This window comes from Embleya sp. NPDC127516 (assembly GCF_044765325.1).
Classification (GTDB): domain Bacteria; phylum Actinomycetota; class Actinomycetes; order Streptomycetales; family Streptomycetaceae; genus Embleya.
Window position 1 is genome coordinate 135456 of sequence record NZ_JBIWJT010000018.1, and the last position, 21130, is coordinate 156585.

The 21130-nt window shown below is 72.9% G+C and carries 18 protein-coding genes; 15 read left to right on the top strand and 3 right to left on the bottom strand.

The window, feature by feature from the left end:
- Nucleotides 1-324: 324 nt before the first annotated feature.
- Nucleotides 325-930, top strand: coding sequence for a DNA-binding response regulator (locus ACIRL2_RS31745; RefSeq protein WP_395871946.1), 606 nt, complete (start codon nucleotides 325-327; stop codon nucleotides 928-930).
- Nucleotides 931-959: 29 nt separating this feature from the next.
- Here the strand turns inward: ACIRL2_RS31745 and ACIRL2_RS31750 are convergent, their stop codons facing one another.
- On the bottom strand, nucleotides 960-2246 hold the full coding sequence (locus tag ACIRL2_RS31750; RefSeq protein WP_402236603.1) for a sensor histidine kinase: 1287 nt from the start codon (nucleotides 2244-2246) through the stop codon (nucleotides 960-962).
- A gap of 358 nt (nucleotides 2247-2604) precedes the next feature.
- On the opposite strand from ACIRL2_RS31750, the gene ACIRL2_RS31755 reads away from it, so the two are divergent.
- The 14 genes from ACIRL2_RS31755 (at nucleotide 2605) to ACIRL2_RS31820 (ending at nucleotide 18548) form a co-directional block, all read left to right on the top strand.
- Nucleotides 2605-3438 (top strand): phytanoyl-CoA dioxygenase family protein, encoded by an 834-nt coding sequence (locus ACIRL2_RS31755; protein ID WP_402236606.1) that lies wholly within the window; start codon nucleotides 2605-2607, stop codon nucleotides 3436-3438.
- A 93-nt stretch (nucleotides 3439-3531) separates the two neighbouring features.
- Nucleotides 3532-4395: an isocitrate lyase/phosphoenolpyruvate mutase family protein gene (locus tag ACIRL2_RS31760; RefSeq protein WP_395871952.1), complete on the top strand. Its 864-nt coding sequence runs from the start codon at nucleotides 3532-3534 to the stop codon at nucleotides 4393-4395.
- Entirely contained in the window at nucleotides 4374-5534 is a 1161-nt protein-coding gene (gene aepY, locus ACIRL2_RS31765; protein WP_402236609.1) for a phosphonopyruvate decarboxylase, read from the top strand. Before ACIRL2_RS31760 ends, aepY begins: the two co-directional genes overlap by 22 nt.
- Nucleotides 5535-5547: 13 nt before the next feature.
- Complete coding sequence (locus tag ACIRL2_RS31770) at nucleotides 5548-6129, top strand: TetR/AcrR family transcriptional regulator (RefSeq protein WP_395871956.1); 582 nt, start codon at nucleotides 5548-5550, stop codon at nucleotides 6127-6129.
- A gap of 311 nt (nucleotides 6130-6440) precedes the next feature.
- Nucleotides 6441-7238: an aminotransferase class IV gene (locus tag ACIRL2_RS31775; RefSeq protein WP_402236611.1), complete on the top strand. Its 798-nt coding sequence runs from the start codon at nucleotides 6441-6443 to the stop codon at nucleotides 7236-7238.
- Entirely contained in the window at nucleotides 7235-8035 is an 801-nt protein-coding gene (locus tag ACIRL2_RS31780; RefSeq protein WP_395871961.1) for a transketolase, read from the top strand. Before ACIRL2_RS31775 ends, ACIRL2_RS31780 begins: the two co-directional genes overlap by 4 nt.
- Nucleotides 8028-9029, top strand: coding sequence for a transketolase family protein (locus ACIRL2_RS31785; protein ID WP_395871963.1), 1002 nt, complete (start codon nucleotides 8028-8030; stop codon nucleotides 9027-9029). The genes ACIRL2_RS31780 and ACIRL2_RS31785 overlap by 8 nt, the downstream gene beginning before the upstream one ends.
- A gap of 11 nt (nucleotides 9030-9040) precedes the next feature.
- Nucleotides 9041-10288: a hypothetical protein gene (locus ACIRL2_RS31790; RefSeq protein WP_402236616.1), complete on the top strand. Its 1248-nt coding sequence runs from the start codon at nucleotides 9041-9043 to the stop codon at nucleotides 10286-10288.
- Nucleotides 10285-11109, top strand: coding sequence for an SDR family NAD(P)-dependent oxidoreductase (locus tag ACIRL2_RS31795; protein ID WP_395871966.1), 825 nt, complete (start codon nucleotides 10285-10287; stop codon nucleotides 11107-11109). The genes ACIRL2_RS31790 and ACIRL2_RS31795 overlap by 4 nt, the downstream gene beginning before the upstream one ends.
- On the top strand, nucleotides 11109-11594 hold the full coding sequence (locus ACIRL2_RS31800; protein ID WP_395871968.1) for a 4'-phosphopantetheinyl transferase superfamily protein: 486 nt from the start codon (nucleotides 11109-11111) through the stop codon (nucleotides 11592-11594). The genes ACIRL2_RS31795 and ACIRL2_RS31800 overlap by 1 nt, the downstream gene beginning before the upstream one ends.
- Nucleotides 11588-11884 carry an acyl carrier protein gene (locus ACIRL2_RS31805; protein WP_395871970.1) on the top strand — a complete coding sequence of 99 codons (297 nt, stop codon included), beginning with the start codon at nucleotides 11588-11590 and terminating at the stop codon, nucleotides 11882-11884. The genes ACIRL2_RS31800 and ACIRL2_RS31805 overlap by 7 nt, the downstream gene beginning before the upstream one ends.
- Nucleotides 11884-15021, top strand: coding sequence for a hypothetical protein (locus ACIRL2_RS31810; RefSeq protein ID WP_402236620.1), 3138 nt, complete (start codon nucleotides 11884-11886; stop codon nucleotides 15019-15021). The genes ACIRL2_RS31805 and ACIRL2_RS31810 overlap by 1 nt, the downstream gene beginning before the upstream one ends.
- Before the next feature lie 87 nt (nucleotides 15022-15108).
- Nucleotides 15109-16167: a glycine cleavage T C-terminal barrel domain-containing protein gene (locus ACIRL2_RS31815; protein WP_402236622.1), complete on the top strand. Its 1059-nt coding sequence runs from the start codon at nucleotides 15109-15111 to the stop codon at nucleotides 16165-16167.
- A gap of 20 nt (nucleotides 16168-16187) precedes the next feature.
- Nucleotides 16188-18548, top strand: a complete 2361-nt coding sequence (locus ACIRL2_RS31820; RefSeq protein WP_402236625.1) for a beta-ketoacyl synthase N-terminal-like domain-containing protein — start codon at nucleotides 16188-16190, stop codon at nucleotides 18546-18548.
- A gap of 514 nt (nucleotides 18549-19062) precedes the next feature.
- Here ACIRL2_RS31820 and ACIRL2_RS31825 read toward each other — a convergent pair.
- Complete coding sequence (locus tag ACIRL2_RS31825; protein ID WP_402236628.1) at nucleotides 19063-19836, bottom strand: ABC transporter permease; 774 nt, start codon at nucleotides 19834-19836, stop codon at nucleotides 19063-19065.
- A complete protein-coding gene (locus ACIRL2_RS31830) occupies nucleotides 19826-20731 on the bottom strand; it encodes an ABC transporter ATP-binding protein (protein ID WP_402236631.1) in 906 nt (301 codons plus the stop codon). Before ACIRL2_RS31830 ends, ACIRL2_RS31825 begins: the two co-directional genes overlap by 11 nt.
- Nucleotides 20732-21130: the final 399 nt, after the last annotated feature.

Sequence of the window (21130 nt, forward strand, 5' to 3'; positions counted from 1 at the left end):
ATGTGACGGGGGAGCCGCCGCGTCCGCGCGGCGCCGCGACGAGGAACGGGCGGATCCGGGTATCGGCGAGTTGCCGACCCGGGTCCGCCCGTTTTCTCGTGTACGGCGTCGCGCGGAGGCCCGCGGCGTGCTCGGAGCGGCCCCGCGCCGGTGTTCGGACGCGGTCGGCGATCGGGTTCGTTCGTCGGCGTTCGATCCGTGTGCAATTTGCTCTATTGGGCCGCCGAACTCCTCCTGCATAATCGGCATCTTGATACGGGGGGATCACCGACGAACTTCGACGCCGGGGAGATCGGTGTCGGGATTCGGGATGAGGGGGAGTCCTTGATCAAGGTCCTGATTGCCGAGGACATGAAATTACTGCGCAGGGCGCTGGTGTCATTGTTGAGTCTGGAGCCGGACATCGACGTGGTCGCCGAAGTCGAGTCCGGTACCGACGTGGTGCCGCGCGCTCGCGCGGTGCGTCCGGACGTCGCGGTGCTGGACATCGGCCTGCCGGGTATCGACGGGATCGAGGCCGCCGCGGCGCTGCGCGTGGCGCTGCCGGAATGTCGCACGCTGATCCTCACCGGCATGAACGCGCCGGGCCATCTGCGCCGCGCCGCGGCGGCGAACGTGTCCGGGTTCCTGCTCAAGAACTCGGACCCGGATCGGTTCAGCGGCGCGATCCGCGAGATCGCCGCCGGTGGTCGGGTGATCGACGCCTCGGTGGCGCTGGCCGCGATCGACGGTGGTCCCTCGCGGTTGACCACCCGCGAATTGCAGGTGCTGCGCGCGGCGGCCGACGGCAATCGGGTCGCGGACATCGCCGACCAGATGTGGGTGTGCGCGGGCACCGTGCGCAACCACCTGAACTCGGTGGTGGCCAAGCTCAACGCGCGTAACCGGGTGGACGCGATTCGGATCGCCCGGGACGAGGGGTGGTTGTGACCCGTCGGGTCGCGTAGCGCGTTCGCGCCTCAGCCGGCGACGGGAGTTCGGGCCGGCTCGCACGGTTCCCCGGTGGGGTCGGGGACCGTGCCGGCGTCGGGGACCGCGGTGGGGTCGGCGACCGCGGCGAGGTCGGGAAGCGCGGTGGCCTCGGCGAACACGGCGGGGTCGGGGAGCACCGCGAGGTCGGCGGGCACCGCGAGGTCCGGGGGCACCGCACGGTCGGCGGCCGCCGCGGGATCCGGAGCCAGTGGAACCAGCGCGACCAGACGGAACCAGCCGTCGCCGTCGGTACCCACGTCCAACCGCCCGCCGATGCCCTCGACCCGCGCGGCCAGGCTGGCCAGCCCGGTACCGCCCTGACGATCCGCGCCGGTTCCCCGGGGGCGGACGACGCAGGCCCCGTCGTTGCCCACCCCGAACCGGACGAATTCTCCGTCGCGTTCGGCGCTGATCACGCACTGGGTGGCCGAACTGTGCCGCATCATGTTGGCGAGCCCCTCGCGCAACACGGTGGCCAGCACCGTCTCGGTGGCCCCGTTCAGTGCCTCGACGCCGATCCGGGTGGTGGCCCGCACCCCGATCGAGGCGAGCAGCGACTCGGCCGCGGCCACCTCGGCGACCAGCGACATCCCCCGGTAGCGGTGCACCACTTCGCGCATGTCGGTGGCGGCCTGCTGGGTGATGGTCACGATCTCCGCGAGCTCGGTGCGCGCCTGCTCGACGTCGTGCGTGAGCAGGCGCGCGGCCAGCGAGGTCTTGACCCCGATGGTGGCCAGGCTGTAGCCGAGCAGATCGTGCAGGTCGCGGGCGAACCGGTGCTGCTCGCGCACGATCGCCTGCCGGGCCAACTCCAGTCGGGACCGGTGCATTTCCGCGAGCAGTTCGGTGATGCGCATCAGCGCGTACAGCACGAGCCCGGTCGAGGTGCTCGCCACCACCGCGTAGGGCACGTCGTCGTAGTCGTCGGCCAGGTGAAACGTCATCACCCCGGTGGCGATCATCAGCGTGCCGAACGCCCACCAGGCGCGCTTCTGCGGCAGGAACAGCAGCAGCGAGCCCGCCAGGAATCCGGGCGCGGCGGTCCAGGCCCCCGGGCAAGCGAACGAGGGAATCAGCGCCAACACCGCCTGGCAGAGCAGGAGTCGGTGGCCGGGGCGGGGTAACCACCGCAGCCGGCCGGGCAGGGAATGCGCGCATTGGATCACCGCGACCGCGGTGACCGCGACCAGTGCGGCGGCCATTCGCCAGGCCGCGACCGGGAATGTGATCAACGACAGCACCGAAGCCGCGTGACAACTCAGGAGAACCACCACCGTGATCACGGTGGGAATGCGAAGAGCGCGGGAGTCCACGGAGTTCACCGGAACCTGAGCGGCGTGAGGCAAGAGACGGCCCTCTTCGATCGCGACTGCTGCATGGTGATGGCGACTGCTGGAAGAAGTTCCGGGACCCGATTCCGGGCCCATCCGCCGATGCTACAACGCGGGAATCCGCGGATGTCCCCGTGCGGAGAGACCGGGAAAGATGCGGAAAGCGGATATGGATCATGTGTTTCGCATGGGTACCCCGCCCGGAACACACGCCCGGCGTGGTGGACCGACACTGGCCGCCGTCCTAAACGGCTGTGAAGCTGAGGGCAATGCGCGAACACGACCGAACGGAGGCCCACCGGTGGGGGAATCACCCGAGGGAATACTCGGGAGCCTGCGCGAGCAGTGGAATCAAAACGGCTATATTCACATCAGAAAGGCGCTTTCCGCCGCCGACGTGGAACGCGCCTTGGCGGGCGTCGACTTCGCGGTCCGGCAACAGGACCTGGTGCGCACCGCGCACATCAGCTATCGCAACGACCAGGAACATTCGGTACGGGTGCGCAACGCCGCCGCGGCGAGCCCGGCGCTGCTGGAACTGGTCGACCATCCCAACGTGTTGCCGACCCTGGTCGAACTGCTCGGGCCGGATCTGCACGTGCTGGGCAGCGAGGCGTTCGTCCGCGAGGGCGGCGACGCGCCGTTGGAGGGCTGGCACACCGACGGCGGCGCTTCGCTGATGGGGATCGTGCTGGATCCGGCGAGCCGGGCACTGCAACTGAAGGTGCAGTACTTCCTCACCGACGTCAGTCGGCCCGACTCGGGGAACTTCACCGTCATTCCCGGTAGTCACCGCATCCGCCCGGAGCGGCTGGACGACGACTGCTACCTGCCCGAGCCCAACGACTACTGGCGGCGCGGCGAGATGCCGCCGAACGCGGTGCAGATCCTGGCCGAGCCCGGCGACGCGGTGGTCTTCCCGTACAACCTGTGGCACGCGGTGGCGCCGAACTCCGCTGGCAGGACCCGCCGTTCGGTGATCATCCGGTACGGGCACCTGTGGTGCCGACCGCTCGACTTCCACCGCATGCCCGCCGAGGTGGTGGCCTCGATGACCGAACGTCAGCGGCTGATGTTCGGCGAACTCGGCGACGAGGCGCATCCCACCGACTTCTACAAGCTCGTCATGCGATGAGGCCGGTTCGCGCCCGGAGCACCCGCCGGCCCGACCCGCCCGGCTCCTCCCCCGCCCCCTGCCCGACCCTTCGAACCGGATAGGAGATCGTCAGTGCTCAGGACTGCTCTCGCAGCGCCGTTCCGGGCGGTTCTCGATCAACACGACCTGGTGCGCGTCGCCGGCGCGCACGACGCGCTGGGCGCGGTGTTGGCCCAGGAGGCCGGCTTCCAGGCCGTGTGGTCCTCCAGTCTGGAGGTGTCCGCGGCCCGGTGCCTGCCGGACGCCAGTCTGCTCGGGATGACCGAGTACCTCGAAGCCGCCGTCAACATGCAAAAGGCGCTGTCCATCCCGGTGGTCGCCGATTGCGACACCGGGTACGGCAACAATCTCAACATCGCGCACATGGTGCACGAGTACGAGGCCGGCGGCATCACGGCGGTGTGTGTCGAGGACAAGATGTTCCCGAAGATCAACAGCTTTGCCGCCGTCGATCACACGCTGCTCGACATCAACACCTTCGCGCGCAAGATCGAGGTGGCCAAGAACGCCCAGCAGACCCCGGACTTCTTCCTGATCGCCCGGACCGAGGCGTTGATCAGCGGACTCGACGTGGACGAGGCGCTCAAGCGCTGCTCGGCCTACGCCGACGCGGGCGCGGACGCGGTGCTCGTGCACTCCAAGATCCGCACCAGTGAGCAGATCACCCGTTTCCTGGACGGCTGGAGCGGCGCGGTGCCGGTCGTGGTGGTGCCCACCACCTACCCGGACTGGGACGCGAAGGCGGCCGCCGCGGCCGGCGTCTCGGTGGTCATCTACGCCAACCAGGGCCTGCGGGCCACGGTCAGTTCGCTGCGCGACACCTACGGCGCGATCTTCCGCGAGGGCAGCTCGGTCGAGGTGGAGGATCGGATCGCGAGTGTGCAGGAGGTGTTCCGGCTGCAACGGCTGGATGCGTGGAAGGCGTTGGACTGGTGATCGGGTCGGACGACTTCTGCGCCGCGCTGGCCGACTTCGGCGTGGAGTTGGTGACGGGCGTGCCGTGTTCGTACTTCTCCGCGCCCATCGCGCGGTTCACCCGCGAGGGCCGGTACGTGCCGGCCGCGAACGAGGGCGCGGCGCTGGCCATCGCGGCCGGGGCCGCGGTCGCCGGCACCCGGGTCGCGGTGGTGGCGCAGAACTCGGGGCTGGGCAACCTGATCAACCCGTTGACGTCGCTGCTGATGACCTACGACATCCCGGCGTTGGTGTTCACCAGTCTGCGCGGGTGGCCGGATCCGGCCGGAGACGAACCGCAGCACGCGGTGATGGGCGCGGCCACGCACGAGGTGTTGGACGCGATCGGGGTCGCCCACTGCACGTTGCGGCGCGGCACCGACGCGGTTGGGCTGCGCGCCCTGTTGGCCGAGGCCGGCAAGGAACTGGAGGCTGGGAACTGCGTGTTCGTGCTGGTGGAGAAGGGCGCGGTGGAGGTGCCGGAGGGCGCGGCGGCGGACGGGTCCGCCGAGGGGCCCACGCTCACCCGGGCCCGGGCGCTGCGCGCGATCACCGCCCACACGCGGGGAATCGCGGTGGTCGCCACCACCGGGTACACCTCGCGCGAGTTGTTCGCGGCGGGTGACGCGCCGACGCACTTCTACATGCAGGGCTCGATGGGGCACGCGTCGGCCTTCGCGCTGGGTCTGGCGCTGCGTCCGCCGGGTACCGAGGTGGTGCTGCTCGACGGCGACGGCGCGGCTCTGATGCACCTGGGCACGATGTCCACGATCGGCGCGGCGGCTCCACCGGGGCTGATCCACGTGGTGTTGGACAACGGCGTGTACGAGTCGACGGGTGCGCAGGCCACCACGTCCGCCGGCACCGACTTCGCGGCGATCGCGCGGGCGACGGGGTACGCGTCGGCGGTGGTGTGCGCCGACGGCGCGCGGATCGACGCCGCGATGGCCGCCGCGCGGGCGGCTCCGGGGCCGCATCTGCTGGTCGTGCCGATCGGCCGGATGGCGGGTCCGGCACCGCGCCGGGCGACCTCCTCGATCGGCGCGCGGGACATCCACCACCGGCTCACCGCCGCGTTGGGCGCCGGGCCGCCGTGGGCGGATCACGCCGATCGGCGGTGATACCTTGAGGCCCATGGGTCGCCCGCGCACTATCGACCGCTCCGCCATTCTTCGGGTGAGTCTCGAACTGGCCGACGAGCAGGGGCTGCAGGCCGTGACCCTTCAGGCGGTGGCCCGCCGGCTCGGCGTGACGGCGATGTCGCTCTACGGGCACATCGCGAACAAGGCGGCCCTGCTCGACGGCATCGTCGAGGAGTTGCTCTCCGAGTTCCCATTGCCGGACGCCGAACTGCCGTGGGACGAACGACTGGCCCGGATCGGGCGGGCGGCCCGGGATTCCGCCCGGCGCCATCCCGACGTGTTCCCGCTGCTGCTGACCCGCTCGGCGGCCACCCCGGGCGCGCATCGGGTGCGGCAGGCGGTGTTCGCCGCGCTGTTGGACGCGGGCCTGTCGATCACCGAGGTCAATCGGGCCGAGCGGCTGTTGAGCACGATGGTGGTCGGGTTCGCCACGAGTGAGGTCAGCGGTCGGTTCGGGCAGTCGGCGGCGGACATCGAGGCGGACTACGCCTACCTGGAGGACACCCTCCGCAAGCTGATCACCTCGACCACCGCGCCGGGCGTGGTGCCGGAGGTCGGCGACACCACCGGCTGATCCCGGCCGGGGTCCGAACGGGTCGAATCTTTTCCCTTGCCTTTCCGGTGGGTGGATTCCGCCTGCCCGCATGCCATGGAAGTCCCGCCTCGAATATCGACCGGATATCGCCGAAGCGGCGTTGACACCATGGTGCGTACAGTTATTCTATACGCCATATAGTTATCCTTCGCGTAAGGATATGGGGGTGCTGGATCGTGCACCAGGAATGTTGGCGTGACGGCCGTATGACCGAACTCGACGAAGTTCGGTTGTCCATTGATTCGGCCGCGTTGCGCTATGCGCAAGTGGTATTCGACGGGTGTGCCGCGGTGGCCGATTCCACCGGGACCGAACTGCGCATTCTCGACCTGGGCGCGCACCTCTCGCGTTTTCGCCGTTCCTGCGAGGGCCTGGGTTTCGCGCTGTCCTGGTCGGCGCGCGAGTTGACCGACGCGGTCGTCGAGGTGACCCGGCGCCACGACGGGCGCGGCGCGGTGGGCATCCGGCTGTTCGCCTACGCGGAGGGCGAGGGCTTTCTGGACGACGAACCGCCGGGGGTCTGCGTCTTCCTGCGCCCCCTGGACGGCTACGCACCGAACCGACCACTGACCCTGGCCACCACCGGCGAACCCCGGCCCGCACACACCGACCTGCCGCGCTGGGTCAAGGCGACGGCGCACTACGCCGGGGCCCGGCGCGCGGTGCTGCGGGCCCGCCGGGCCGGCCACGACGACGTGCTCTTTCGCAACGAGGCGGGCCGGATCACCGAGACCTCGCGGGCCAGCCTGCTCGTCCTGGCCGGTGACCGGTTGATCTCGCCGCCGGTCGAGGAGGGCGTACTCCCGGGCGTCACACGGGAGTTGCTGGGCATGGTGGCCAAGGGCGCGCTGGGCCTGACCCCCGAACACCGGCCGCTGGAGCCGGCCGAGGTGATCGGCGCCGACGGCGTGGTGTTGTGCAGTTCCTCGCTGGGCGCCGCCGTCGTCGGCGCGATCGACGAGCACCCCCTGCCGCACGGCGCCGCCGGCGCCCTGGTCGCGGCCTTCGACCGGGCCGCCCGAGGAGGGACCGCGCACCTGGACGACGTGGTCACCTCGGTACGGCTCCTGAGCACGGGAAGACGATGAGCGGCCACCCCGAACTGGACGCGACGGCAGCCCGGTTGCGTCTGGAGACGATGCGGATGATCGCGGCGGCCGGCGCCGGCCACCCCGGCAGCTCACTGTCCGCGATCGAGATCCTGACCGTGCTCCACTACCACACCATGCGCCACCGACCGGCCGATCCCACCTGGGCCGAGCGGGACCGGTTCGTGCTCTCCAAGGGGCACGCGGCACCCGCGCTGTACGCGGTGCTGATCGACCTGGGCATACTCCCGCGCGCGTCGGCCGGCACGCTGCGCGCGCTCGGCTCGCCGCTCCAGGGCCACCCCGATCCACGCACGCGCGGCATCGAGGTCGGCTCCGGCTCACTCGGTCAAGCCTTCTCGGTCGCCGTGGGAATGGCCCTGGGCCTGGCCAAACGCGAAGTCGGCGCCCGGGTGTTCGCCCTGCTGGGCGACGGCGAGTGCCAGGAGGGCCAGGTGTGGGAGGCGGCGATGTGCGCGGCACAACTGGGACTGGCCGGCCTGACCGTGATCGTGGACGCCAACGGCATCCAACACGACGGCCGCACGCGCGACATCATGGGCGCCGCTCCGCTCACCGCCAAGTGGCGCGCCTTCGGCTGGGAGGTCGTCGAGGTCGACGGCCACGACTGCGCCGCGCTGATCACCGCGCTGGCACCGGCGCCCCGCCCGCGCGCGGTGATCGCGCGCACCGTCAAGGGACGCGGCGTCTCGTTCATGGAGGACGACCCGAACTGGCACTCGGTCGCCGATCCGGGCCGATTGGCCGAGGCAGTCGAGGAGTTGAGTCATGCGTGACACGTTCGGCGAGGCGTTGCTGCGCGCCTGCGAGGCGGACGAGCGGCTGTTCGTCCTGGACGGGGACTGCTCGCACTCCACCCGCAGCGGCCGGGTCGCCGACCGGCTGCCCGGCTCGTTCCTGAACACCGGCATCGCCGAGCAGAACATGATGGGCATGGCGGCCGGCCTCGCGCTGGCCGGCTTCCGCCCGGTCGTCTCCGGGTTCGCCTCGATCCTGGTCGGGCGCGCGGCGGAGCAGATCCTGCTCTCGATCGGCTGGCCCGGGCTGCCGGTGACCATCGCGGGCCACTACGCGGGCATGTCCGGCTCGCTGGAGGGCGCCCCGCACCACGCGATCACCGACCTGGGTTTCATGCGCTCGGTGCCCGGGATGAACGTATGGGTGCCCGCCGACGACGCGGACGCGCGGGTGCTGGGCGGCGAGGTGCTCGCCGGGATCGGCCCGGCCGGCGCACCGCCGCTCCCGGGTCCGAACTACATCCGGCTGTGCCGCAACCCGGTGCCGCCGGTGGCCGGTGGGCCACGCGGGCCGGGCGACCTGCGGGTGTGGGATCACCCGGACCCGGAGGTGGTGTTCGTGGCCTGCGGGGTGGCCGTGCCCGAGTGCGTCGCCGCCGCGGGGCTGCTGGCCGAGCGCGGAGTCCCGGCCCGGGTGCTCGGGGCGCTGCGGATCAAGCCCTTCCCCGACGCCGAGGTCTACGACCTGGTCCGCGCCTGCTCGCTCGTGGTGACGGTCGAGGAGCACACCACGGTCGGCGGTCTGGGCGGCGCGGTCGCCGAGCTGATCGCGGCGCGCGGCGGCCCGCGGGTGCTGCGTCTGGGCATCGCGGACACGTTCACCGAGACCGGGCCCTATCGGCAACTCCTGGACAAGTACGGGATCGAGGCGGCGGCGATCGCCGCCGCCACGCACGCCGCCCGGCACGCCGAGCCGGGCACGGGCGCGGCCGGACCGCGCGCCGAACTGTCGATGTCGACCAACACGTGGTGAAGGAGCGGACTGTGCGAGCGATACGCGAGGTCGGGGCCCGAGCGGTGTTCGACTCCAACGGCATTCCCGCGATCGAGGTGGAGATCCGCGCCGACGGCGGTGTCCGGGCGGCGGAGCTCGCGCCCCGGGGCTCGACCACCGGCGAGTTCGAGGCGTACGTCCTGGAGGACGCGGCGGCGCTGCCCGCGCTCGCCGCGGTGGCCCCGGCGCTGGCCTCGGTCGCCGACCTGGTGCGGCCGGCGCTGATCGGCCTGGACGTGTGCGATCAGCGCGCCGTGGACGCGGCCCTGCGCGCGGTGGACGGCGGCGCGTACTTCCGCCGGATCGGCGGCAACGTCGCGGTGGCCGCCTCGATGGCCGTCGCGCAGGCGGGCGCGACGGTCACCGGGCGCCCGCTGTACCGGCATCTCGCCGAGACCGCGCCCGCTCGGCTGCCGGTGCCGATGTTCAACGTCGCGGACGGCGCGGTGGGTTCGAACACGGTCTACACCGAGTTCCTGCTGCTGCCCACCACCGCGGAGCCGGCCGTGGCGCTCGAGCAGGGCGCCCGGGTGCGCGCGGCGCTGGCCGCCCGGCTCGCGAGCAAGGGGCACCGCTGCTCGGACAGCACCCAGGGCGGCTGGTCGGTGGACCTGGGCGGCTGCGAGGCGACCATGGAGATGATCGTCGCCGCCGCCGAGGACTGCGGACTGGCCGGCGGGCACGACTTCCACCTGGGCCTGGACCTGTCCGGCGCGGAGTTCGCCCACCCGCCGGGCTACGCCTTCCCGTGGCTGGAACGCCCCTTGTCGGTCGAGGAGTTGACCCGGCGCTATCTCGACTGGGTGGACCGGTATCCGCTGACCTTCCTGGAGGACCCCTTCGAGCCCGCCGACGAGGGGGCCTGGCGCGGGCTGCGCGAGCGGCTGGCGGGCCGGGCCGCGGTGGTCGGCGACGACCTGTTCGCATCCGCCGCCGAGCGCATCGACCGCGGCGTCGCGGCCGGGCTCGCCGACGGCGCGCTGATCAAGCCCAACCAGGTCGGCACCGTCACCCAGGCCCTGGACGCACTGGCCTGCGGAGCTCGACACAAGATCACCACCGTGGTCTCCCAGCGCAGTGGCGAGAGCGCGAGCGCCTTCATCACCCACCTCGCGGTCGCCGGCGGCGCGGCCTGGCTCAAGGCGGGTGGGCTCTCGCGCATGGACCGGGTCGCCAAGTTCAACGAACTCCTGCGCATCGCCGAGGAGTTCACTCCCACCAACGGGCCACGCGGGTGAGCGCCCCGGCACCCGCCGCCGGCGCCACCCGCCCGCGTCACGCACCATGGCGCACCGCGCTGATCACCGGTGCCACGGCGGGCATCGGTCTGGCCTTCGCGGACCTGCTCGCCCGGGACGGCACGCACCTCGTGCTCGTCGCGCGGGACGGCGACCGACTGGCCGACGTCGCCGACCGGCTGCGCGCGCGGCACCCGGTCGCGGTCACCACGATCGCCGCGGATCTGCGCACCGACGCGGGCCTGGCCCGGGTCGAGGACCGGCTGCGCGACGGTGAGGCGCCGATCGACCTGTTGGTGAACAACGCCGGGACGGGCACCCGCGGCGCGTTCCACACGCTGCCGGTGCAGGCCGAGTTGGACGTGGTCGCGCTGAGCGCGGTCGCGGTGGTCCGGTTGTGCCGCGCGGCGCTGGCCCCGATGGTCGAGCGCGGCTCGGGCTGGATCGTCAACGTCTCCTCGCTGGCCGGGTTCCAGCCCGACCCGCTCACCGCGACCTACGGCGCCGCCAAGGCCTTCAGCCTGAGTCTGAGCGAGGCGCTGTACGACGAGGTGCGCGGCTCCGGTGTGCGGGTGACCGCGCTGTGCCCCAGCTTCACCGCGACCGAGTTCCACCGTCGTGCCGGCATCGACGTCAGTCGGGTGCCCGCGCGGGCGTGGCTGCCCGCCGAGCGGGTGGCCCTGGCCGGGCTGCGCGCGGTCGAGCGCGGTCGACCGGTCTGCGTACCGGGCGCTCCGTATCGGCTGCTCGCCGCGCTGTCCACCGTCGCTCCGCGCCGGTTGGCCCGGTTCGGCTCGCGCGTATTCGCCGGGGCCCGGTGATGCCCGGCGTCGGAACGGCCGACCGGATCGGCGTGGACGCGGTCCGCGTGGCCCGCCTGGCCCGCGCCGGCCGCGCGGACGAGCTCGTGGCGCGCGCCGTGCTCGGTCCCCGGGAGTTGCGCTGGGCGCTGGCCCGGCCCGCTTCGCCGGTGCGGCTCGCGGCGGGTATCGCGCTCAAGGAGGCGGCGATCAAGTGCGCGGGCGGGCGCCGCGCCGGCTTCGCGTGGCACGACATCCGGATCGATCCGGTCCGGATGGGCCGCTGCGACTGCGGCGACCGCGCGGAGGCGCTCATCCGCGGCCTGTTCGCCGACCGGCCGAGGCCGGCCACGGTGCGCGCGCCCGGCGTACCCGCGTGTTGCCCGGCCGGGCGTGGCGCGAGCGCGGCGTGGGGCTGCGGCGAAGGACTCGTGGTCGCGGTGGTGCTCACCCGCGACCCGGTACCGAGCGAGGACATCGACACGGAAGGGAGCGCGGCGTGCTGACAGCGGCGCAGGCACAGGTCCTGGAGCGGGTACGGGAGCGGCAGACCCTGTGCCGCGAGATCAAGGAGGTGATCGTCGAGCGGCTGGACCTCGACCTGGATCCGGAGTGGCTCACCGACGACCAGGCGATCCTGGGACGCGGCCTGGAACTCGACAGCATCCACGTGATCGAGGTCGTGGTCGGTATCGAGTGGCAGTTCAAGGTGAACATCACCGACGACGAACTCGACCGGTTCGGCTCGGTCAACATGCTGGCCGACTTCATCGAGTCCCGCCGCGAGGACGCCTGATGCCCGGCCCCGGCGAACACGTGGCCGAGGTCGTGGTCGCGCCGGTCTCCTCGGTGGACGCCGGCGCCATGGCCGCGTGGATCAACGCCTTCCACTGGAACCCCGGACCGCTGGGCGGCGCACCGCTGTCGGCCGCCGACTACACCGCCTTCGTCACCGAGCGCGGCGCGGTGGAGACGTTCGTGGCGCTCGCACAGGGCCGTGTGGTCGGCTCACTCGCGCTGTACCCGGTCTCCGCGCTCAAGGCCGGACAGGGCTCGGTGGTGTGGATGGACACCTTCGCGATCGATCCGGGATTCCGGCTCGGCGCGGTGCCCATCCGGCTGTTCGTCGAGGCGTTCGCGTACTGCGTGGCGCACGGCTACGACCGGGTCGACTGCAACGCCTCGCCCGCGAACCCCTCGATGGTCGCGATCGTGCGCCCCGGCGGCTTCCGACAGGCCTCCACCGAGCCGTGCGGCGACGACCGGCTGGAATTCCGCTCCCACCTGCCGTACCTCTACCGCTTCGTCATCGAGGCCCTGGGCCTGGGCGCCCGGGTGGCGGAACTGGCGCGGGCCTGGACGGACTTCGGCTCCAGTCCGTGGGTGCCCGGGCGCGCCCCGCGCAACGCCGCCGAGGATGTGAGCGATTACCACGGAGCGCCGACGTTCCGGTACTCGATGGTCGGCTCGGGCGCGGAGAGCGTCTTCGTCGTCGACCTGGCCCACGACCGGGTCTGCGCGCTGAACTGGGACGGTCTGGACATCGACTTCCACCCGGCGGCACCCGCCCGCCGGGTGCCGGTCGGCGGCTCGGCCGCGTTCACCCACCGCATCGCCAACCGGGGCACCCGAGCGCTCACCCTCGTCCTGGAGGTGCGCCGGCCCGGCGACACCGCCCCGGCGTCGGTGCGTGAACTCACCCTGGCTCCGGGCGAGGTGGTCGAGGGCGAGACCGCGTTCGCACCCGAGCACCCCGGCGAGCAGGAGGTCGAACTGACCGTGCGCACCGACGTATCGCACGCCGGCCGGGCACATCCGGCCCGGCTGACCCTGCACAGTTGGGTGCGCGCGGTCGCCCCGGCGGTCGCCACTGACCCGCGCCCACCGCGCCGGGATCTGCCGTACCTGGACGAGCGGGACGACCGGTGGGTGCTGGGCAATCGTTGGTTGCGGTTGGCCGTGGATCGGGCAACCGGGACCTGCGAGATCGAGCCGACGCGCGAACGCGGACCCGCCATCCGGGAGTTGTGGCCGGATCTGGGCCCGCCTTTCCCGGCCGCGCTCAAGACCCCGCCGCGCCGCGACGTGCGCTGCGTGCGGGCGGACGTGGTCGACGGCCGGGCGGAACTCGCCTTGGAGGCGGCGGCGAACGTCTGGTGGCAGCGACACGGGACGGCGTACGCGGCGGCCCGGCCGGACCTGGGACTGGCCCGGGCCCGACTGCGCCGCACCCTGCTGCTGGGCGGCGACCAGGTCGTCGAGGTGTGCACCGAACTCATCGACGCGGAATCGGAGTTGCTGAGCGCGGTGGCGACCGGCGACTGTCTGCTGCGGGTGCATCCGTGGGCTCGCGGGCGGTCGTTGACGATGAGTGTGCCGTTGAGCGAGGGGGTGTTGCGCGCACCGGTGGTGTACGAGCGCTTCCCCTTCGGGATGCACTCGTTGGAGATGATGGGCTCGGCCGACCTGCCCCGCGATCCCGGCCGCTACCGGGAGCGGTGGACCGCGTTCACCGACGACGACGGGCGCAGTGTGGGTCTGGTCTGGGAGCGGGCCGCGCAACTGCGGTTCGGGTTGCAGTGGATGCCCTCGCTGCTGCTGGCCGCCGACCCGGGCGCCCCCGACGAAGGCGTGGCGCGCTTCCCCCGCTACGCCTTCTTCTGCGGTCCCGGGGACGAACGCGCGGTGCGCGAGGCATGGTCGGCGGTGACCGACCCCGCCGAGCAGGTACCGGTCACCGCCCGGCCGCCGCTCTCGGCCCCGGTCCCGGTACACATCGCGCTGGATCCGACCGCCGAGGTCGAGCCGGGCGCGGGCGCCGCGGACGGGCCGGGTGCCGTGCGGCTGCGCGGTCGGCTCACCGTGTTCTCCGCGCGGGCCCGACGCGGCCGGCTGACCGCGGCGGTCGGCGACGGGCCGGTCCGGACGCTGTTCGAGGGCGACGCGGACGGCGACGCCGAGCGGTCGTTCACCGGGCGGATCGAGCTGCCACCGGGCCCCGGGGGCCCGTTGCGGGTACGGCTCGCCTGGGTCGAGGAACTCGCCCGGCAGCGGGCCACGTGCGATGTGCTGCCCGTGGCGCGCGCGGCCGCTCCGGTGTCGGCGGTGGAGACCGGCGACGTATGGGTCCTGGGCAACGGCGAGTTGACCGCCCGGATCGCGCCCGACTTCGGCGGCGCCGTGGTCGGTCTGCGCCGAGACGGCGGCGGCGAGTTGTTGCGCTCGACCTATCCGCGCACCCGGCCGATGGGCATCGTGCCCAGGGCGCGCGGGGGCATCGGCGTGTCCACGGTCGCGCACCGCGCCGACCCCAACACCAGCGTCGCGCGAGAGGAGTTCGCGTGGACTCCGGTGCGCACCGCGACCACGGGTCTGCGCGCGGCCGGCCTGGACTGGGCCGGCATCCGACTCACCGGCGATCTGGACCTGGCCGGCTCGACCGTGGGTCTGGACATCGACTACCTGATGCCGGCGGGTGCTCCGCTGCTGATGGTGCTCACCCATCTACGCGACGACGCGGGCGTGTTCGGCCCGCCACCGGACATCTGCGTCGCGGTGCACGCGGCGCAGGACCCGCCGTGGTTCTTCCGGGGCCTGCGCGAGGGAGCCGAGTTCGAGTACCACCCCGCACCGCACGGGTCGAACCGGCCGATCGCCGGCTCCCCCGGCATCGGCGCCCTGGTCCCGGCCGCGGAGACCGGCCCGACCGGGCCCGGTCTGCTTCTGGCCGCCCCGCCGGGCGCCGAGGTGCTCGGCTTCCGGGACGGGGACGACTGGTCGGTGCGCGCGCTGGTCCGGGCCGGATCGCCTGCGGCGGGCGACGCGGTGACCGCGACGTGTCTCGCGGTCCTGGACGCGCCGCACCCGGTGCCCGCCGGGGTGCTCGCCACGATCGCCGAGGCGGTCCGGGCCGCCGCCGCCAAGGCCGGGTGAGCCGCCGCCCACGCGCCCGCACCTCCAGCGGGTCCTTGTGCCGAACCCCCCATGAGACGAGAGGACATCACTGTGCCGGCTACACCGATGCGGACCGTCACGATCGGGCACGCGGTAGTGCCCTGGACGTACGCCGACGACGAGCGCGAGTACCACGCGCTCCGGCACGAGGCCGCGATCTTCGAGTTGAACTCCACCGGTCTGATCGCGCTGCCGGCCACGGGGAGCGCCCAGGCGTTGCTGCGTACCCTCGTACCCAGCGACCTCAAGGCGGTGTTCCCGGGCCGGTCGGCGACCTCGTTGTTGCTGGACGCCGAGGGGCACCCGCTGGACACGATCACGGTGTACCGGTTGCGCGAACGCTGGCTGATCGAGACCGCGTTCGGCCGGGGTCCGGACACGCTCGCCCACTTGACCGCGGCCGCCGCGGAGGGCTCCGAGGGGATCGATCCGGTGGACGTGCGGCCGGAGTTCACCACCTTCGGCCTGGAGGGCCCCTACGCGTGGCGGGTGTTGCGCGCGTTGTTCGGTGACGGGGTGACCTCGGTCCCGCTGGGCAGCATCGTGCACCGCACATGGCGGGACGCGCCGGTGTTGATCGCGCGCAGCGGCTACACCGGGGAGTACGGCTACAAGGTGTTCGTGCCCCCGTCACTGGGCGCCGAGTTGTTCGACGCCGCGGTCGAGCGGTCCGCGGTGCCGGCGGGGTATCGCACCCTGGAAGCGGCCATGATCGAGGTGCGCCAGCCGCTCCCGCATCGCGAGGTCGGGCCCGAGGACACCGTGTCGGGCTGCGGCTACAACTGGCTGGTCGACCTGGACCAGCCCGACTTCGTCGGTCGCGACGCGGTGTTGGCCGAGTTCAAGACCGGGCCGGCCGTACGCACGGTCGGGCTGACCATGCCGCGCGGAGCGGAACCGCCCGAGCACGCCGAGGTGTCCGTCGCGGGACTGACCATCGGGCACCTCGTGCACCACACCGACAGCCCGGGCCTGGGGCGCACCCTCGCGCTGGCCCGGGTGAGCGCGGAGTGGGCGGCGTCCGGCTTCGACTGGGAAGTCGCCGGGACGCACGGCCCGATCCCGGCCCGCTCGGTGTCCTCGCCGTACCTGGTCCCGCTGAGCTGGTCCACATCGATCGCGTGAGAGGCGGCCCCATGGACCCCATGGACAAGGACACGGAATCCGCCGACGACCGCCCTCGCGGGGTAGGCGGCGATCGGCGCGTGGCCGTCACCGGACTGGGCCTGGTGTCCGGATTCGGCGTCGGCGTCAAGCCGTTCTGGGAATCGCTGCTGGCCGGCCGGACCGCGCTGAAGCCGCTTGGCTCGGTGCCCGGCTCGGTCGGCGAGTTGTACGTCACGCGTGTGGACGACCGCGCGCTCGCCGCCGCGACCGGCGGCGAGGCGGTCGAGCGCACCTCGGCGATGCTCGGCGCGGCGGTCGCCGAGGCGCTCGCCGACAGCGGACTCGCCGCGCCGGTCGAGGACGGCGCCCGGCACGGGCTGGGGATCGGCACCTGCCAGGGCATGTTCCACGCCGAGGGTGCCGAGTTGCCACTGCGCGCGGACCGGCACGTGGTGGACATGTACACCCGGCCCGCCGACCACGTCGCCCGCCGCTTCGGACTGCGCGGGCCGCAGGCGGTGATCTCCACCGCGTGCGCGTCGAGCACCACCGCGCTGGCCTGGTCGGCCGCGCAGATCCGGGACGGCCGGGCCGAGGTGATGGTCGCCGGCGGCGCCGAATCGTTGTGCCTGTTCGCCCTGGCCGGCTTCCACGGACTGCGCGCGACCAGTCCCAACCGCTGTGCCCCGTACACGGTTTCGGACGGAATGAGCATCGGCGAGGGAGCCGCGGTGCTGATCCTGGAGGAGTGGGAGCACGCGGTGCGGCGCGGCGCCACCGTGCTGGTCGAGTTCCTGGGCAGCGGGATGTCCGCGGACGCCTACCACCCCGTGGCGCCGGACCCCACCGCCCGGGGCGCGCTGGCCGCCGCGCGGCGCGCGTTGGCGGCGGGCGGTGTGGGCCCGGAGCGGGTCGACTACGTCAGCGGGCACGGCACCGGCACGGCGGGCAACGACGCGATGGAGAAGGAGGCGATGATCCTGTTGTTCGGCGACCGGGTGGGCTCGGTCCCGATCAGCAGCGTCAAGTCCGCGGTGGGACACACGCTCGGCGCCGCCGGGGCGATCGAGGCGGTCGCGTCGGTACTCGCGCTGCACGAGGGCGTGTTGCCGCCGACGGCGGGCGCGGGCGGGGTGCTCGACGACCGGATCGACATCGTTCCGGACGTGGGCCGGCCGGCCCGGGTGGAGGTGGTGCTGTCCAACAGCTACGCGTTCGGCGGCAACAACGCCTCGATCCTGCTCGCCTCCCCCGGCGCGGTACGCCCCCGGCCCCGACCGCGGCCGGCTCGGGACCGGGCGGTGATCACCGGCGTGGGGGCGGTCGGTCCGGGCGGGGTGGGCCACGCCGCGCTGCTGGCCGCGCTGGCCGGCGATCCGGTCCCGGCCTCGAGCACGGAACCGGTGCGACCGGAGGAGGTGTTGACCGCGCTGTGGCGCCGGATGGACGACTTCACCCGGCGGGCGGTGCTCGCCGCGTCGGAGGCGTTGCGCGAGGCGGGCATCGATCCGCGGGCCGACGACGGGGCGGCCGAGGAGGCCGCGCTGATGTTCGCCACGGCCGGTGGTCCGATGCGCAGCGTCGAGGAGTTCGGCCGGTCGTTGTCCGAACTGTTGGTGCCGGAGCGGCGATCCTCGTTCGCGCGGACCACGATGACCTCCGCGCCCGGGACGTTGGGCATCTGCCTGGGCCTGCGCGGGCCGACCATCACGTTCCTCTCCGGCGGTACGGCCGGTCTCCAGGCGCTCGACCACGCGTGCGGGGCGGTCGCGCGCGGGGAGGTGCCGTACGCCGTGGTGGTGGGCTGCGACGAGATCACCGACGCGGTCCTGGACGCGCAGACCAGGTGGTGGGGGCCGGGCCGGTGGGCGGACGGCGCGGTCGCGGTGGTCGTGGAGTCCGCCGCACGGGCTCGGGCGCGCGGGCGACGCGCACTGGCCGTGGTCGAGGGTACCGGGCAGGCCGGTGGCGCGGACTTCCGGGCCGGGCAGGCCGCGGATCCGACGGCGTTCGTGGCGGCGGCGACCCGGGCGCTGGCGGCGGCCGGGCGCGGGCCGCGCGAGATCGACTGGGTGCTGGCCGCCGGCGCACGACCCGACCGGGTCGAGGCCCGAGCGGAACTGCGCGCACTGGCACGGATGTTCCCGGACTCGACGCCGGTCGGGCGGACCCGGCCGCGGCTCGGCGAAACGATGGCCGCGGGCGGCTTGGTGGACGCGGTCGCGGCCATGGCGGCGATCCGCGGCGGGCTGCGGCTGCCCGTGGACGACGTGCGCGCCTCGTCGGCGGCCGGGTCGGCGCCGGTGCGTCGGGTGCTGATCGACACGGTCGGCTGCGGCGGGGTGATCGCGACGGTGCTCGGCGCGCCGGACGGCGGCGTGGCGGAGGGGCCGCGATGAGGGGTGCCGACGGGCGGGCGGTCGACGCGGACCGCCCGCCGGCACCGACGGCGGGTCCGGGGTATCCCCCCGGGCTCGCCGTCTCGTGTTTTCGCGACCGAGGCGGCTCCGGCGTGCTGGTGTTGCTGCCGTTGCCGAGCCGGTATCCCGAGGAGGTGCTGCCGGCCGACCCGCGGACGGTGTTCTCCGCGCGCGAGAGCCTGGATCTGGCGTGCGGGCCGGCGAGTCTGTCCTGGGCGGGCAAGTACGCCGCGAAGCTCGCGGTGATCGCGTTGCTGGGGCTGACCGAGCCGGTGTGGTCGGATGTCGAGATCCTGCCGGACCAGGCCGACTGCCGGGCGCCGGGCGGGCCGTGCCGGGCGCGGCATCGCCCGAGCGTGGTCCTCGGTGGCGCGGCCCGGACGGCGGCGGGCGGGGCCGGTGGCGCGCGGATCGCGGTCACCATCACGCACGAGACCACGGCCGCCGCCGCCCTGGTGGTGTGGGATCACCCGGCCGCCGCCCCGGTCCGGGATCAGCGCGACGCGCGTCGGCCCGCCCACGCGCCGGCCGCGAGCCCGGCGAGCGCGAACCCGGCCAGCACCGTGAGCGAGACCGAAAGGCCGTGTGGGGCCGAACCGTTGAGGGCCGATCGATAGGCGCTCATCGCCCAGTAGCCGGGGGTGAGCGGGCCCAGGTGCCGCATCCAACCGGGCAGCATCGCGGACGGCACCAGCGCGCCGGCCATGATCGTGGTGACCACGGCGGAGATGTCCCCGACGGCGCTCAGTTGGGCGGAGGTGCGCACCAGGGTGGACGCGCCGGTCCCCAGCGCCAGCACGCACAACGGCCACGCCACGCTCACCACCAGGACCAGCCACCACCCCCGGGCCGGCCGCAACCCGAACGCGGCGGCGGAGAAGCCGAACAGCAACAACTGCTGGACGAGCAGGAAGGCGAACATGGGCGCGGCCTTGCCCACCAGGATCTCGCCCAACCGGGCCGGACTGGCCCGGACCCGATCCCAGGTGTGCCACGTGGTGCGCTCGTCGAGCAGGCCGGCGCCCACCAGTTTCAGCACGAACAGCGAGAACATCACCGCCATGCCGGCGGTGGCCTGGGCGGTGCCGTCGGCCATGTCGTCGGGCATCGCGTCGGACAGGAGCACCATCATCGGCCGGATCACGCTGACCAGCACCATCGGAATGACGGTGAAGGCGATCAACGGGCCGGGGTCGCCGGCCATCAGGACGCACTGGTGCCGGGCGACCGCGGAGAACCGGCGAACACCGATGAGTTCAAGCGCCATTGCGGGTCAACAACTCCCGATACAGGTCGTCGAGGGTCGGCGCGTCCAGGGCGATCGAGCGCAGCCGTGCCGCGTGCTCCGGGTTGGCCGCGAGCAGCCGCGCGGCGGCGGCGGCCGGGTCGATCGCGGTGATCACCACGTCGTCGCCGTCGGCCCTGGTGTCGTCGTCGCGCAGGCCGTGCGGAAAGCACAGTCCGCCGCCGTCGGCGAAGGTCAGCGTGACCCGCCCGGGCAACGCGGCGAGCAGGTCGGCGCGCGCGCCCCGAGCGATCACCCGGCCGTGGTCGGCAACCGCCAATGTCGCGTCGAGTACCTCTAGTTCGGGCAGGTAGTGGGTGGTGTACACGACCGCGGCGCCTTGGTCGGCCATGCTTCGCACGGCGCGCAGGAGCAGTTCGCGGGTCACCGGGTCGGCGCCGACGGTCGGCTCGTCCAGCAGGAGTACGCGCGGTCGATGCAGCATCGCCGCGGCGGCGTGCAGCCTGCGCTGTTGGCCGCCGGAGAGGTCCTCGACCGGTCGGGGCAGGATCTCGGTCAGTCCGAGCGCCTCGGCGATCTCCTCGATCCGCTCGGCCAGCAACCTCCGTCCCAGGCCGTACAACCGGCCCGCGTACCGCAGGTTCTGCAGCGCGGTGGTCGGAAACAGCGCCAACTCCTGTGGGGCGATTCCCAGTTCGTGGGGCATTCGGCGTCTTGGGGTGACCGGCCGCCCATCGATGCGCACCTCCCCCGCGTCCACCCGAATCAACGCGGCCACCGCTCGCGCGAACGTCGTCTTCCCGGCCCCGTTGTGGCCCACCAGACCGACGATCTCCCCGGCCCCCACGTCGAGTTCGAACCCGTTCAGCGCGACGACCTCGCCATACCGCTTCCGCAGTCCCAGGACGCTCAGCATGCAGTAACTATATGACGTAAGGAAACTCCGGTCAACGACCCTCGCCCCACCGAACCGCGCCACCGAACAGGGCCACGACGCCCGGGGAAGGCGGCGCACCGTCGCGGCCCCGTCGGCGTCGGGTTCGTCGGCGACACGGCGGCACCGGCGGGGCGTACAGTTCCCGGCAGGTGTGGGCCGGAGGCGGGCGGTGAGCGTTGCCGCACCCGCCTTCGCAGGCATGTTCGGGTCATGAACAGGGGCCCCAGGCACGGTGGTTGGGGAACCCGCGAGCGATGGCTACGGGTTGCCTGCGGTTTCCGAGCCGAGGTGCTTTCCGGCCATCGGTCCATCATCATGTGACCCGCAATCACGACGGGTTCGGAACAGGTACGGGGGACCCACTGCCTCCGCCGCCCC